Source organism: Streptomyces vastus (assembly GCF_039532825.1).
Taxonomy (GTDB): Bacteria; Actinomycetota; Actinomycetes; order Streptomycetales; family Streptomycetaceae; genus Streptomyces; species Streptomyces vastus.
Window position 1 is genome coordinate 87,221 of the sequence record NZ_BAAASJ010000039.1, and the last position, 13,560, is coordinate 100,780.

The window sequence follows — 13,560 nt, forward strand, 5'->3', positions numbered from 1 at the left end:
CGCTTCGCTCAACAGTCGGGTGCGACCGATGGGTCACATGGCAGCACAGGCTCGCCGGGACGGGGGATACCGGTATCAGCAGCTCGCAGATGTTGATGACCTCGCGGTGATCGGCTCACTGCCCGCCGGCTTGCCGATGCCGGGTATTAACCCCCGCGCCATGGAGCGCACCTGCCCAGCCCGAAGACTGAACCACCCATCTCAGCGGGCCGTCAGAACCTCTAGGTGACTGACCTGAATTCAGTTAGTGTTCCGCGTCATCGACTAGGAGGTCGCACATGTCTTTCGTTCTCATTCACGGCGCCGGCTTCGGCGCGGACTGCTGGAACGAGTTGATTCCTCACCTGAGTGCGGATGCGCTGGCGGTCGACCTTCCTGGCCGCGGCACGAGGGCCGAAGTCGAACTGGGCACGGTCACTCTCGCGGACTGCGCCGACGCGGTCCGGGAGGACATCGAGGCGAAGGACCTGCGGGACGTGGTGCTGGTCGGCCACTCCTTCGCGGGAGTCACGGTGCCGCTCGTCCTGAACCTCATACCCGGACGGATCCGTCAGGTCGTCCTCGTGTCGGCCGTCGTACCCCCCGACGGATCCCGGGTGCTCGACCAGATCGATCCCGGCGTACGGGAACTGGTCGAGCAGTCCATCACCGCCGGGGTCTACCAACAGACCCGCGAGGGTGCTGCCGCGATGCTGTGCAACGACATGGACGAGGCGACAGCCGCTTCCGCCCTGGACCGGCTGGCCGACGATTCAGCCGCGCTGCTGAGCGAGCCCGTGGACCTGAGCGGCTACCGGCGGGACCTCCCGCGGACGTACGTGCACCTCACCCGGGACCAGTGCTACGTCGAGGAACTCCAGCAGCGATCCATCGCGCTGCTCCAGGCGGACGTCATCGACCTCGACACCGGTCACATGGCGATGATCAGCGCGCCGGAAAAGCTCGCCGCCGTCCTCAACACCGTTCACGGCTAGTGCCGTGGCCGCTTGGGTCCCCCGGGTCGTTGTCCGCTTCCGCCATGAGGGGCTTTGGGCTTGTCGAGGTTGTGGCGGTCCGTGCCGTTCGGGAAGAACGCCGGCGGGAAGCCGATGCAGTTGTCGGAGCCCGGTGCTTCGATGGATGGCATGACCGGCAGAAGCGTGGTCGTGGAGCGGCGCATCGCCGCAGGCCAGAGACGTGTGTGGGAAGCTCTGACCGACCTCGGGGGCATGGATCGCGTACTCAGCAGCGTCTCGAAGGTCGAAATCCTCACGGACGGGACCTTCGACGTCGGCACGCGGTGGCGGGAGACCCGGCGCATGTTCGGCAGGGACGCCACCGAGGAGATGTGGGTGACCGCCAGCGAACCGACCGATCTTCGTTAATGGCCCAGGCCTCATTAGGCGAAGATCACGTCCGCCCTGGCGGCCTCGTGGGAGACATCGCCGGGGCGGACGTACTACGGAACTGCGGGCGCACTACGGAACCGCGGGGTCAGGAACCGGTCTTGGCCGCGCGGCGGCGTCGGGTCGCGATGGTGATCGCGCCACCGCCCGCGAGGAGCACCACGGCGCCGGCCGCGAGCGGCATGGTGGCGCTGCTGCCCCCCGTCTCGGCGAGGGGCGGATTGGAGCCGTTGGGCGTCGGCGTGGCCGGCGGGGTGGACGACTCGGACTCGGAGGGGGTCGGGCTCGACGGAGTCTCGGAGGCGGGCGGGGGCGTCTCGGATGCCGGGGTGGTCGGCGTCGGCGGCTGGGCGGGCTCGGGGGCCGTCGGAGTCGGGGTGCCCGGCGTTTCGGACGGCTGTTGCGTGCAGTCCTGCGTGCCGCCGTTCCATGCAGCGATCAGCTTGTCCTTGATGACCGGGCGGTCCGGACCCTTCGGCAGGTCGCCGTGCTCGAAACCGTCGTTCGCGTCGAAGTGGCCGTCGAACTTGACTGCGCCGCGGTACAGGTCGATCTGCGCGAAGCAGCCCGCGTCCGGCACCGCGATGTCGAGGGCACCGGTGGCGCCCGGCTTGACCGTCACGCTGTCGAAGTCGTGGAAGACCTGCAGGCCGGAGGTCTCGAAGGTGGCTCCGTGGGCGCGGTACGCGGCGAGCGAGGCGGTGCAGGTGGTGGCGTCACCGGCGGTACGGACCGTGACGTGGACCTTGCCGTCGTCGCTGGGCTTGAGGTTCTGGTCGTCGACCTTGACCGAGTCGTAGAAGTTGGTCCCGTCGAGGGAGAACTGGCAGCGATCGGTCTCGGTCTTCGTGCCCGCGCCGGTGCCGGGCTTGTAGCCGTCGCCGGACTTCCAGCCGTCGCCGCCGGGTGTACCGGTGGCCCAGGCGCCGGTGGCAGAGGCGGCGCAGAGGGTGATTGCTGCGGCGCCCGTCCCCAGCAGGCGCCGCAGGGTGACACGTCTCGCTATGGACATGCGGATCCCATCTTGGCTTGTGCAGGACCCGGGTGACGGCACCAGGGCAGCACGCGGCGGCCGGCCGTACCGGGGTGAGTGGTCGAAGACTCACTGGGCTCATTGGTCACATGCGCCACAGTGCGACCACATGGTGGATCTCCTCCCCGAACCCTGTCAACCTGCGGCAATACACAAGGAGTTCACACGCCATCACTTTTCCGCCACAGAGGGAATGGCCTGCTCCGCCACGCGGCCGCGAACGCCGGGCCGAGCCTGAGATGTCCGTTCAGCGTCTTCCGTGGTGGTCGTATCCCCGCCGGGGGCGGCGGCGGTCAGAGGTAGGCGCGGGCGTCGCCAGGCCACGCGGACGCAGGAGTGAGCCGGCCCAGCCGCCCTCGATGGCGGAGTACGAACTCCGCATGGCGGCGTGGGTGCACGGGCAGCGAGCAGAGCCATCGCGAAGGATCTCGACGACGTTGCCTCGGCAGTTCAGGGCCGCAGCGACTGACCCTCCGGGGCCCCCGCGACAGCCCTGCGCCCCGCACCACTGACCGGACATGCCCGCCGGACTGCTGGCCGTCGGCTCGGGGCGCTGCATAGCAGCACAGGCTCGCCGGGACGGGGGTCGAGCTAAGTGACCCGTTCGAAACGAACTGGGGAAGCGGGCTCGGTGGGGACCGGCGTGTCCTGGCCCGATCGGCGTCGCTAAGGCAGATGGCTGAGAACCTCTCGCTAGACGTCGCGACGACGCTGAACGGTAGGTATGTGCCGAGAATCTTGAAAGACATGACATAGGCGTATGACATTCCGCTGGCAGGAGCGATCAGCCCATACCTTCACGACCCTGGGTAAAAGCTCAACGGCCAATGTTGACCGGCCTGTTGCAAGTAGCGTCGTCGGTATGAGTGATGAAGTCCGCATAGACCGCGCGCCCGCACCAGGGGGCGGCATCCAGATCACGGTCAGTCTTTCTCCGATGGTTTTGGCGAAACTCCAAACGGAGGGCTCCTGGACGGAAGCGATCAGTGAAGGCCAGGTCACCGGCGATGGACCGGCCATCAGCCAGATCGAGTTCAGGGTTTCATAAGCCTCGTTGCATGTCGCTGACCTGCTGCTCGATGCACACGTACAGATGTTCCGCGAGTTCCCATACGGCTTCCGTGCCGTTCGGGAAGAACGCCGGCGGGAAGCCGATGCAGTTGTCGGAGCCCGATGCTTCGATGGGTGGCATGACCGGCAGAAGCGTGGTCGTGGAGCGGCGCATCGCCGCAGGCCAGAGACGTGTGTGGGAAGCTCTGACCGACCTCGGGGCCATGGATCGCGTACTCGGCAGCGTCTCGAAGGTCGAAATCCTCACGGACGGGACCTTCGACGTCGGCACGCGGTGGCGGGAGACCCGGCGCATGTTCGGCAGGGACGCCACCGAGGAGATGTGGGTGACCGCCAGCGAACCGACCGAGCGCTATGTGGTGGAGGCCCGATCTCGTGGCACCCGTTACGTGTCGGAGTGGCTGCTGCGGGCGGACGGCCCGTCGGCGACGACCGTCCGCATGACGTTCAGTGCCGTGGCACCAGGCGGCGTCATGGGCCTGCTCGCCAGGATTCTTGGCGGCGTGGGCGCACGGGCAGTGACCAGAGCCATCGCCAAGGATCTCGACGACGTTGCCTCGTCAGTCGAGGGCCGCGGCGACTGACCCTCCCGGGCCCCAGCGAGAGCCCTGGGCCCTGCGCCCGCCCGTGACCGGACCATCCCGCCGGGGCCGCTTCACCGCCGCAGGGAAGCGAGACCGGATGATGTGGGTCAAGGCATGGGCTTCGCCACGTTCAGCGGATCGCGCGAGTCCCGATCGAGTGGTCGATATCGGTGCGCGCGGGTGTCAGCCATCCACGCCCTGGTCCGGCGCCGCGCCCGCCGACGTGGTCTGGTCCTGAGCGACGTGGAAACGCAGATGTGTGACGTGCGGCGAGGCGAGGATCCTGGTCCGTTCCAGCTCGATACGTTCCGTTCCCAGATGCTCGAACAGCCGGCGTCCGTCGCCCATGAGCACCGGTGCGATCTGAAGGTTGATTTCATCGAGGAGTCCCGCGCTGAGCGCCTGTTGAGCTATGTCCGCCCCCATCAGCAAGACGTCCTTCCCGCCCGCCACCGCTTTCGCTTCCTGCAGCGCCTCTTTCACGCCGCCGGTGACGAAGGTGAAGGTTCCGCTCTTCATGACGCGCCGGTTTCGAGTGTTGTGCGTGAGCACGAAGCACGGCACAGGGTGGGGCGTGTCCTGCCAGACGTCGACGCCTACATCGAATGTCCTTCTGCCCAGCACGACGGAACCTGTCGAGGCCGTAACCTCCTGTGCCACCGTGGTGTCCACATCGCTGGTCGGTGTGTTCAGGATCCATTCATGCAGGCGCAGACCACCCCGGCCCATGGGATGTTCGACGCTGATGTCCAGGCCGGCCATGAAGCCGTCGAGTGACATGGTGACGTTCAAAACCACCTTGCTCATGGGGACGTACCTTTCCGCGCGCTTGTGTCGGGCATGCAGGGAGGTAGACCGTGGGGCGAGACCAAACTCATCGGTTTCCCGGACACTGCGGTGAGCGGCGTCATCAGCTGACTCCTGCTACCCCGCGAGCCGGCAGCGTTAGTTGAAGCGTGCGCCCTCGCACCGGCGCCGGAGGCAACGGACAAGTAGCTGTGCTGAGGCGTGCGGCAACGGCGACCTCGACTCGGCGACACAGCTACTGCCCCGGGAGCGTCCTACTCTGCTGCAGACGAACTGCCGGCCCACCTACATCCGACGAACTGCTGACCCACCTGCGTCCATGACGGGCAAGCCCCAGAACAACCGACAGCGATCGAGCCGCCGCAGGGCGCGGTTACTTCCCTCGGAGTGGTCTGACCGGGTTGCTTCCCGCCGCCCCCTCGCGGTGCCAGGTCGGAGGCTGCTCGAGCCGAGCGTCAGCGAGCCGGTGAGAGCCTTGTGGCCACCACACCGGCCATGCCGCCGTCTCCGGTGTCCACCGCGCCTCGCGGCTTCTGCGCCCTGCTCTGCTCCACGGAGAACTTCCCATCCCGCAGCTCGAAGTTTTCCGTCGGGGAGCAGCCGACCGATGGGGTGATCAGCAAACTCACCACGATGGGCGCGGGGTTGGTACTGGCAGTCGAGAACTCACAGATCGCTCCCCTACCAGTGAGGGGGAACCAGAACCAGCTGTCGGGATTTCCGACGGGGACCTGGTCCGACAGCGACCAGACACCGTCACGCAGGACGAAAACCTTCAGGCGCACCGAGGCGCGCAGCGGGTCGGTCGTGGAGCGCAGCGCGGTCAGGGTGAATTTGAAGTCCTCCCCCAGCACCGAGGAGGCGATCTGCCTCTTCTCAGCAGCCTTCCCTCCCTGGGGACGGGCGGCATCGGCATCCGGAGCCACCACGGTGAGGACGGCGGCTGCGGTGACCAGAGCCGTAGCTGCGGATGCGAGGGCCGTACCGTGCTGTGCGAGCCTGCGAACGTCTATCGGCATTGTTCCTCCAAGCCGTGGTCTGCGCGTAAGCGGTACTGCCTCCATCCCACGAGCCGACGGGGTACACACAGAATTGGCCCGTTTGCTGCACGCCGCCAGCCGACCGGCCCAGCTCCGTTGGCGCGTGGCGGCGTGTGGGCAGCGGTGCGACGTTGAGGACATGAGTGGACACCGACCGAGAGCCCGTCCGCTCCCCCTCTCGGCGCCTTCGCTGCGCCGGCGCTCTACGCGCTGCGAATCCGGCCGCACCTGCTGGCCTGGGGCGCGACCCGAGACGAGCTCGTCCCCGATGCCGACAGCTCGTCGACGATGACCACGACCCTTCCGGCGCCCCCCGACAAGGTCTGGGCCTGGCTGGTGCAGATGGGAGGCGACCGCGCAGGCTGGTACAGCTGGGACAGGCGCCCTGGGCGCGCATGGAGGGGATCTGGGCTTCCACCTTGCGATCGGCGCCCGGCGACAGGACCCGTCTGGTGGTCCGTACGCGCGGCCGGGGCCGCCCGCGACCGCTCACCCGGCCGTTCGACATGTTGCTGGGGAAGCCCGCGCACTTCGTCATGCAGACCCGCCAGTTCCACGACCTGCGGGCTCAGGTCGGCGCGGAGGTGTGACGTACGCCGGGGGCGGTGGCGGCTGCTGACCGGCGGGTACCCCGCGGCGGTCGGCGACCGGACAATAACCGTGCAGAAGCACCTTGATCGCCGTCGCCCATGGGTCACATGACAGCACAGACTCGTAGGGACAGGAGTTTCGTGCCCGACCGGTGTGGCGCCGGCCGAAGGGTGACCGGACAGACCCCTTGCCCAGGGCCGCCTCTCACCCCCGCGTATAAGTGAGCCGCTCGCCGTCCGCCAGCACGCGTACGACTGTGTCGCCCTCGCGGCGCACCGTGGAGGAGCCGCCGAAGCGGCAGGTGCCGGTGGAGTTCGCGCGGTCGGCCTGGGGTGGGGCGAAGCGGATCGGGCTGTTCGTCTCGCCTGTGGAGACCAGGTTCATGTCGGCCTCGCAGTGGTTGCCGGCGCCGTCCGAGACCAGTGCGGCGGCCGGGCTGCCCACCGGCTTCTGCTCGATGGTCATCTGCTGCGTGCCACCGCCGTCCAAGGGCCGCTGCCAGGTGCCGAGCAGTGATTCGGGGAGCTTCTCCGGGCCCTCGACCCTGTGCAGTTCGGCGGTTCGCCCCGCCGCTTCCCAGCGGAGGGAGTCGCCGGCGGTCCGGGAGAGGACGTGCTCGCCGAGGGCCGAGCAGGTGTCCGCGGGGACGCTGCTGACGACCTTGGTGTCCAGCCGCAGTGGCGCACCGCTACCGGCGGACGGCTTGGCGGTGAGTTTGCCGTCGCTCTTGCACTCGTAGTTCTTGCCGAGGCTGATGCTGGTGGCGACGATCTCGCCCAACTGCCCCGGCGAGACGGCGAACCGGCGGTACTGACCGGTGGGCTTCCCGTCCCGCTCGACCTCGCCCACCCAGATGCCCACGAACTCCTTGGGCACATCGGATGCCTCGGGCACCTCGGATGCGCCCTCGTCACCGGAGCCGCCCCCGAAGGGCAGCAGACCGGTGGCCGACGCGGCGAACGCGGCTCCTGCCACCACGGCGGCGGCCGCCAGTGCGATCGCGACCCGCCGGCCCCTGCCCGCGCGCCGAGGGCGCGGCGACGGAGCCGGATCCGGAGCAGACTCCGGGGGCCCGAGGTCCGGCTTCGACACGATCTGCGTGCCCCACTCCGACCGTTCCGACACGGGAGTTTCCTCCCAAGTCACGGGAAGGGTGGCGGGCGACTGCGTAGACGCGCCCGGAGCCGGAGCTACCGCCGCACTCGCCTGCGCCGGCGTATCCGTGTCGAGCAACTCGACGGCGCTGCGCCCCAGTTCGGCGATGATCTGGGCGGGCAGCCACGGCGGTGACGAGGTGCCGGTCGCCGCCGGCTGCACCCGTGCGGCCACGTCCTCGGGAGTCGGCCTGGCCGCCGGATCCTTGGCGAGGCAGTCGGCGATCAGACCCCGCAGTGGCTCTTCGATCCCCGTCAGGTCGGGCTCCTCCTGCGCGATGCGGAACATCACGGCGTGCACGCCGCCGGAGCCGCCACCGCCGAACGGCGTCTGCCCGGTCGCCGCGTACGCCAGCACCGCGGCCATGCAGAAGACATCGGCGGCCGGGCCCACCGGCTCGTCCCTGATCTGCTCGGGCGACATGAAGCTGGGCGAGCCGACCAGCATGCCCGAGCTGGTCAGGGTCGAGCCGGGCACCGCGTCCAGCGCCCGCGCGATGCCGAAGTCGATGACCCGGGGGCCGTCGATGGTGATCAGGACGTTGGAGGGCTTGAGGTCCCGGTGGACCAGTCCGGCCCCGTGGATGTCCAGCAGGGCGCAGGCGAGTCCATAGGCGAGGGTGCGTACGGACGGGGCGGGCAGCGGGCCGTGCCCGCGCGGCGAGACGATGTGTTCGAGCGAGGGTCCCGCTATGTAGCCGGTGGCCACCCAAGGCGTTTCGGCCTCGGTGTCCGCGTCGAGTACCGGCGCCGTCCAGCGGTCGCTCACCCTGCGCGCCGCCGCCACTTCCAGCCGGAAGCGCTCGCGGAACTGGGGTTCGGCGGCCAGCTCCGGCTTGATGAGCTTGACCGCGACCGTGCGCCCGCCCTCCGAGCGGGCCAGACAGACCCGGCCCATTCCGCCCGCGCCGAGGTTTCTGAGCAGCCGGTAGGGGCCGACTCTGTCGCCGACTCCAACGTGGCCGGCACCGAAATCGCCCGTCGCCGGCTTCGTCATGTGGCGTCTCCCCTCGGTCTGCGCTCCCACCCCACTCTCCGCCACGAAGGTCACGAGTCGGCTGCCTATGAGCTTCCGTTTGACGTGAACAGACGCTACCTGGCTTCGGGTTGCTGATGGGCGCGGGATGACCGGAGGTGACCGATTCAGATCGTCGCGGTGTCGATCACGAACCGGTACCGCACATCGCTGCTCTGCACCCGCTCGTACGCGGTGTTGACCTCGGACGCCTCGATCAGCTCGATCTCGGAACCGATGCCGTGCGCGGCGCAGAAGTCCAGCATCTCCTGGGTCTCAGGGATGCCGCCGATCATGGAACCGGCGAGGGTCTTGCCACCGCCGATCACCGAGAAGAGGTTGAGGGAGATCGGCTCTTCGGGGGCGCCCACGTTCACCAGCGCACCCTCCGTCTTCAGCAGCGTCAGGTAGGCGTTGAAGTCCAGCGGGGCCGAGACCGTCGAGACGATCAGGTCGAAGGTGCCCTGCAGTTCCTGGAACGTCTTCGGGTCGCTGGTGGCGTAGTAGTGGTCGGCGCCCAGCTTCAGGCCGTCCTCCTGCTTGCGCAGGGACTGCGACAGCACTGTCACCTCGGCGCCCAGCGCGTGCGCGATCTTCACGCCCATGTGGCCGAGGCCGCCCATGCCGAGGATCGCGACCTTCTTGCCGGGGCCGGCGTTCCAGCGCTTGAGCGGGGAGTAGAGGGTGATGCCGGCGCACAGCAGGGGCGCGGCCACGTCGAGGGAGAGGCCGTCGGGGATGCGGAGGACGTAGTTCTCGTTGACGACGATCTTCTGCGAGTAGCCGCCGTAGGTGGGCTCGCCGTCCTTGCCGATGGCGTTGTACGTGGCGACGCTGCCGGTGACGCAGTACTGCTCCTGACCGGCCTTGCAGTTGTCGCACTCGCGGCAGGAGTCGACGAAGCAGCCGACGCCCACGCGGTCGCCGACCTTGTACTTGGTCACGCCCGGGCCGACCTCGGAGACGATGCCCGCGATCTCGTGGCCCGGGACCATCGGGAAGATCGCCTCGCCCCAGCCCTCCTGGGCCTGGTGGATGTCGGAGTGACAGATGCCGGCGAACTTGATGTCGATCAGGACATCGAACTCGCCGACCGGCCGGCGCTCGATGGTGGTGCGCTCCAGCGGAGCCTTGGCGGCGGGTGCGGCGTATGCGGCAACAGTGGTCATGCCGGGGGTTCTCCTAGCGAGGGTTCCGTGCCCGGCTGCCTTCTTTCCGTCCGGGCACGGCGTCCAGCCTGCCGGACCGTTCAACATCCACCCAGACCACAGTTCTGCGTACGCACGCCGTGCGTACCACTGGCGGGGTCAGGCTCCTGTGCGTACGACCGCGAATCGAGCGTGAATACTGGATGCATGGACGCACAGCCCGACCCCGCACACGAGCCCGGCACCGGCCTGGACCGCCGCGCCGAGCTCAGCGAGTTCCTGCGCACCCGGCGTGCCCGGCTGAAGCCGGAGGACGTGGGGCTGCCCGACTTCGGGCGGCACCGCCGGGTGCCGGGACTGCGCCGCGAGGAGCTGGCGCAGCTCGCCGGGGTGTCCGTCGCGTACTACACGCGCCTGGAGCAGGGCAACGGCCAGAACGTCTCGGCGGAGGTGCTCGACTCCATCGCGCGCGCCCTGCGCCTGACCGATGCCGAGCACGCGCACCTCATGCACCTGGCGAAGCCGAAGCAGCACAAGAAGAAGCCGGCCGCGCGGGCCCAGCAGGTGCGGGTCGCGCTGCGGCAGCTGCTGGACTCGATCGACGGTGTCCCTGCGTACATCGTGGGGCGCCGCTCGGACATCCTGGCCTGGAACCGGATGGCCGCGGCGCTCTTCGGCGACTGGGCGGAGCTGCCGCCGCAGGAGCGGAACTGGGCGCGGCTGGTGTTCCTGAACCCCGCGTACCGCGAGCTGTTCGTGGAGTGGGACCAGAAGCAGTCCGACATGGTCAGCTATCTGCGTATGGACGCCGGCTGTCATCCGGAGGACCCGCGGCTGTCCGCCCTGGTCGGCGAACTCTCCGTCAAGAGCGAGGAATTCCGGCGGCTGTGGGCCACGCACGACGTCAAGGAGAAGAGCCACGGCGTCAAGCATCTGAGGCATCCGCTGGTCGGCGAGCTGACGTTGTCCTTCGAGACGTTCAGCATCGTCGACGACGCCGAGCAGTCGCTGATCACCTACCACGCGGAGCCGGGTTCCCCCTCGGCGGACGCACTACGGCTCCTGGCGAGCTGGGGCACGGATGCCACGCACGTGGGCCGGACCGCTCCCCGGGCGTAGCCCCCGGCCGCTGCAGTCGCACAAGTCCTTAAGGCCGATACGGCGGAGCCGCCCCCCAATGCCACTTCGGCACCGGCTGCTCGGCCGGAGGCGCGGCGTCCGGACTGGAGAAGTACACCGCGAGCCGCGTCCCCCACTCCGCGTACGCGACGAAGGCCGAGCGGAACTCTGCGTCGGTCGGGAGGCCCGCCTCGTCTGCCGCGTCCTGGAGGAGGTTGACCCAGCGGCGGCGCTGCGCCTCGGTGATGCCCTTGCCGAGATGCTTGGCGACCATGTGGCCGTGGCCGCCCTGCGTCTCGGAGTAGGCGGGCGGGCCGCCGAAGACCTCGCCGAGCCAGAGCGCGACATGCGAGGCGTGTTCGGGGGCGAGACCGGCGAAGACGGGGGCGAGGACGTCGTCTCCCAGGACCTTGTCGTAGAACACCTCGGTGAGCCGCGAGAAGGCCTCGGCGCCGCCCGCCCAGGCGTACAGCGTCGGCACGGATGCGCCCGTGCCGCGTACGGTGGTCGGCTTGTAGTGGCGCATCTCCTGGATGTTGCCGACGTACGGCCGGATCTCGGCGAGGAAGTCGGAGAACAGCTCCGACTTCCTGAAGCCCTCGAGGTGGTCCTCGGTCGAGGTCCAGGTGATCCGCAGGATGAAGTGCTCGAAGTCCTCCTCGCAGCGCGCCAGTTCGTAGTCGACGCACTGGGGGGCCGCGGCGAGGTGGCGGGCGGCACGGGTGTAGGCGGCCAGGAACTGAGCCGACTGCTGTTCGGGAATGCGGTACCGGATGTACTCGACGGTCTGAACAGTCATACCCCCACACAAACACGAACGGCCCGCCGGGACCATGAGGTCCCGGCGGGCCGTCGTCCGTCTATGCCCACCGCGTAAGAACCGGACGCGTCACATCCGCGCCGCGCAGCCCGCGGAGCCGGCGGTCAGATCGCCGAACCCGCCTTCCACTGCGCCCAGTCCATGTTCCAGCCGTTGAGGCCGTTGTCCGGAGTGATGGTCTTGTCGCCGGTGTTCTGGACCACCACGACGTCACCGATCATCGAGTTGTTGTAGAACCAGGCGCCCTCGGTGTTCGGGTCGTTCGCACCCTCGGTGTCGTTCAGACCGACACAGCCGTGGCTGGTGTTGACGTTGCCGAAGACGGAGTCGGCACCCCAGTAGTTGCCGTGAATGAAGGTGCCGGAGGTCGACAGGCGCATGGCGTGCGGCACGTTCTCGATGTCGTACTCGCCCTTGCCGTCGTCGTCGGTGAAGCCGACCGTCGCGCCGTTCATCCGGGTCTCCTTGAACTTCTCGGAGATCACCATCTGGCCCTCGTACGTCTTGTTCTCGGGCGAACCGGCGGAGATCGGAATGGTCTTGACGGTCTTGCCGTCGCGCGTGACCTTCATCTGCTTGGTCTTGGCGTCGACGATCGAGACCTGGTTGCGGCCGACCGTGAAGGACACCGTCTTCTGCTGTACGCCGGTGACACCCTCCGCGCCCTCGACGCCGTCGAGGGCCAGCTTGAGGGTGACCTTGGAGCCGCTCTTCCAGTACTCCTCGGGACGGCAGTCCATGCGCTGGGTGTTGAACCAGTGGCAGACGACCTCCTGGCCGCTGCTGGAGGTGACCGTGATCCCCTTCTGCACGGCCTCCTTGTTGGTGATCTCCTTGTCGAAGTTGATCGAGACCGGCATACCGACGCCGACCGTGGCGCCGTCGTCGGGCGTGAAGGTGCCGATGAAGCTGTTGGACGGGGAGACGGTCGTGAACGAGGCGTTCTCGTGGGCGGTGCGGCCCTCGGAGTCCTTGGCGGCGACCGTGAGCTTGTACGTGGTGGACCGTTCCAGCTGAACGCTGGGCGACCAGCTCTTCTTGTCGGCCGATATCTCGCCCTCGACGGCGTCGCCGGCCGAGGTCTTCATGGTGACGTCGGTGAGCGTGCCCTTGCTCACGGTGACCTTGGCGGCGTTGTTGATGGAGGCGTTGTCGGCGCCGTCCCTCGGCGTGATCTTGATTTCGGCCTCGGAGCTCTTCTCGGCCGCCGCCTCGTCGACCTTGGACTGCGAGGTGCCGTCCCCCTCGGCGCCGGCCTTGCCGTCGTCACCGCTCCCGCTGCACGCAGAGAGCACCAGCACCCCTCCGAGCAGTGCGGACGCGACCGTCAGGCCTTTGCGCCGCTTACTGTTCGTCATCACACGCTTCTCCATCGTTGCCGAATCCCCAAGACACCTGAGAGTCCCCGTAACTTCTAGAAACGCTAGAACCGAGTCATTCCGTTCCACCTATGTCGCCGGTGTGGGGCACACCACGTCGGTACGACGTCGTACGACTGGTGCGGGTGTCGGTCAGCGCTACCCCTGAGACGACAGAACTCTGGGTCCGGTTGCCGCCCAGGGTCACGATTACCCCAAATCGCGTCAGGCGGCCTTGCTTTGATCGCCCAGCACGACTCTTTCGTCCACCGCGACATCATCCTCGCTGCGGTACCGATCCGGCGAATCGGGGTCACAGTGGCTTCCGTCACTGCACCGTCACCGTGCCCTCACGGAGGCCGTTCGCCGGGCGCACAGGTACCGTGACTTTCCTGAGACCCGCATCTTTCATTAGCATCGGTCCTCACGGCCAAT

Annotated in this window: 13 protein-coding genes and 1 pseudogene; 6 read left to right on the forward strand and 8 right to left on the reverse strand. The window is 68.2% G+C overall.

Translation table 11 applies throughout. From position 1 onward, the window contains the following. The first annotated feature begins 278 nt into the window (after positions 1–278). Positions 279–974 carry an alpha/beta fold hydrolase gene (locus ABD357_RS19945; protein WP_344391715.1) on the forward strand — a complete coding sequence of 232 codons (696 nt, stop codon included), beginning with the start codon at positions 279–281 and terminating at the stop codon, positions 972–974. A gap of 150 nt (positions 975–1,124) precedes the next feature. Continuing rightward, positions 1,125–1,355, forward strand: a pseudogene (locus tag ABD357_RS19950) (SRPBCC family protein); the annotation flags it as partial. A gap of 118 nt (positions 1,356–1,473) precedes the next feature. Here ABD357_RS19950 and ABD357_RS19955 read toward each other — a convergent pair. Continuing rightward, positions 1,474–2,397 (reverse strand): LAETG motif-containing sortase-dependent surface protein, encoded by a 924-nt coding sequence (locus ABD357_RS19955; protein WP_344391716.1) that lies wholly within the window; start codon positions 2,395–2,397, stop codon positions 1,474–1,476. A 781-nt stretch (positions 2,398–3,178) separates the two neighbouring features. Here ABD357_RS19955 and ABD357_RS19960 point away from each other — a divergent pair. Continuing rightward, a complete protein-coding gene (locus ABD357_RS19960; protein ID WP_344391717.1) occupies positions 3,179–3,466 on the forward strand; it encodes a hypothetical protein in 288 nt (95 codons plus the stop codon). Here ABD357_RS19960 and ABD357_RS19965 read toward each other — a convergent pair. After that, the gene (locus tag ABD357_RS19965; protein WP_344391718.1) at positions 3,461–3,610 is read right to left on the reverse strand and encodes a hypothetical protein; all 150 of its coding nucleotides are present in this window, start codon (positions 3,608–3,610) and stop codon (positions 3,461–3,463) included. The genes ABD357_RS19960 and ABD357_RS19965 overlap by 6 nt on opposite strands. Between ABD357_RS19965 and ABD357_RS19970 the strand changes: the two genes are divergently transcribed. After that, positions 3,609–4,073 carry an SRPBCC family protein gene (locus ABD357_RS19970; protein WP_344391719.1) on the forward strand — a complete coding sequence of 155 codons (465 nt, stop codon included), beginning with the start codon at positions 3,609–3,611 and terminating at the stop codon, positions 4,071–4,073. The two genes, ABD357_RS19965 and ABD357_RS19970, sit on opposite strands and share 2 nt — an antisense overlap. Positions 4,074–4,256: 183 nt before the next feature. On the opposite strand, the gene ABD357_RS19975 is transcribed toward ABD357_RS19970, so the two are convergent. Further along, positions 4,257–4,880: a dihydrofolate reductase family protein gene (locus ABD357_RS19975; RefSeq protein WP_344391720.1), complete on the reverse strand. Its 624-nt coding sequence runs from the start codon at positions 4,878–4,880 to the stop codon at positions 4,257–4,259. A gap of 455 nt (positions 4,881–5,335) precedes the next feature. Continuing rightward, a complete protein-coding gene (locus ABD357_RS19980) occupies positions 5,336–5,899 on the reverse strand; it encodes a hypothetical protein (RefSeq protein ID WP_344391722.1) in 564 nt (187 codons plus the stop codon). A gap of 440 nt (positions 5,900–6,339) precedes the next feature. On the opposite strand from ABD357_RS19980, the gene ABD357_RS19985 reads away from it, so the two are divergent. Continuing rightward, positions 6,340–6,510 (forward strand): hypothetical protein, encoded by a 171-nt coding sequence (locus ABD357_RS19985; protein WP_344391724.1) that lies wholly within the window; start codon positions 6,340–6,342, stop codon positions 6,508–6,510. Between the two features lie 205 nt (positions 6,511–6,715). On the opposite strand, the gene ABD357_RS19990 is transcribed toward ABD357_RS19985, so the two are convergent. Beyond that, positions 6,716–8,662, reverse strand: a complete 1,947-nt coding sequence (locus ABD357_RS19990) for a serine/threonine-protein kinase (protein WP_344391727.1) — start codon at positions 8,660–8,662, stop codon at positions 6,716–6,718. A gap of 146 nt (positions 8,663–8,808) precedes the next feature. Further along, the gene (locus tag ABD357_RS19995) at positions 8,809–9,849 is read right to left on the reverse strand and encodes an NAD(P)-dependent alcohol dehydrogenase (RefSeq protein ID WP_344391728.1); all 1,041 of its coding nucleotides are present in this window, start codon (positions 9,847–9,849) and stop codon (positions 8,809–8,811) included. Between the two features lie 186 nt (positions 9,850–10,035). Here ABD357_RS19995 and ABD357_RS20000 point away from each other — a divergent pair, with 186 nt between their 5' ends. Then, the gene (locus ABD357_RS20000) at positions 10,036–10,947 is read left to right on the forward strand and encodes a helix-turn-helix transcriptional regulator (protein WP_344391730.1); all 912 of its coding nucleotides are present in this window, start codon (positions 10,036–10,038) and stop codon (positions 10,945–10,947) included. 28 nt (positions 10,948–10,975) lie between these two features. Here the strand turns inward: ABD357_RS20000 and ABD357_RS20005 are convergent, their stop codons facing one another. Both ABD357_RS20005 and ABD357_RS20010 read right to left on the reverse strand, forming a co-directional pair. Next, a complete protein-coding gene (locus ABD357_RS20005) occupies positions 10,976–11,746 on the reverse strand; it encodes a group II truncated hemoglobin (RefSeq protein ID WP_344391731.1) in 771 nt (256 codons plus the stop codon). A 125-nt stretch (positions 11,747–11,871) separates the two neighbouring features. Next, the gene (locus ABD357_RS20010; RefSeq protein WP_344391732.1) at positions 11,872–13,125 is read right to left on the reverse strand and encodes a L,D-transpeptidase; all 1,254 of its coding nucleotides are present in this window, start codon (positions 13,123–13,125) and stop codon (positions 11,872–11,874) included. Between the last annotated feature and the right edge of the window lie 435 nt (positions 13,126–13,560).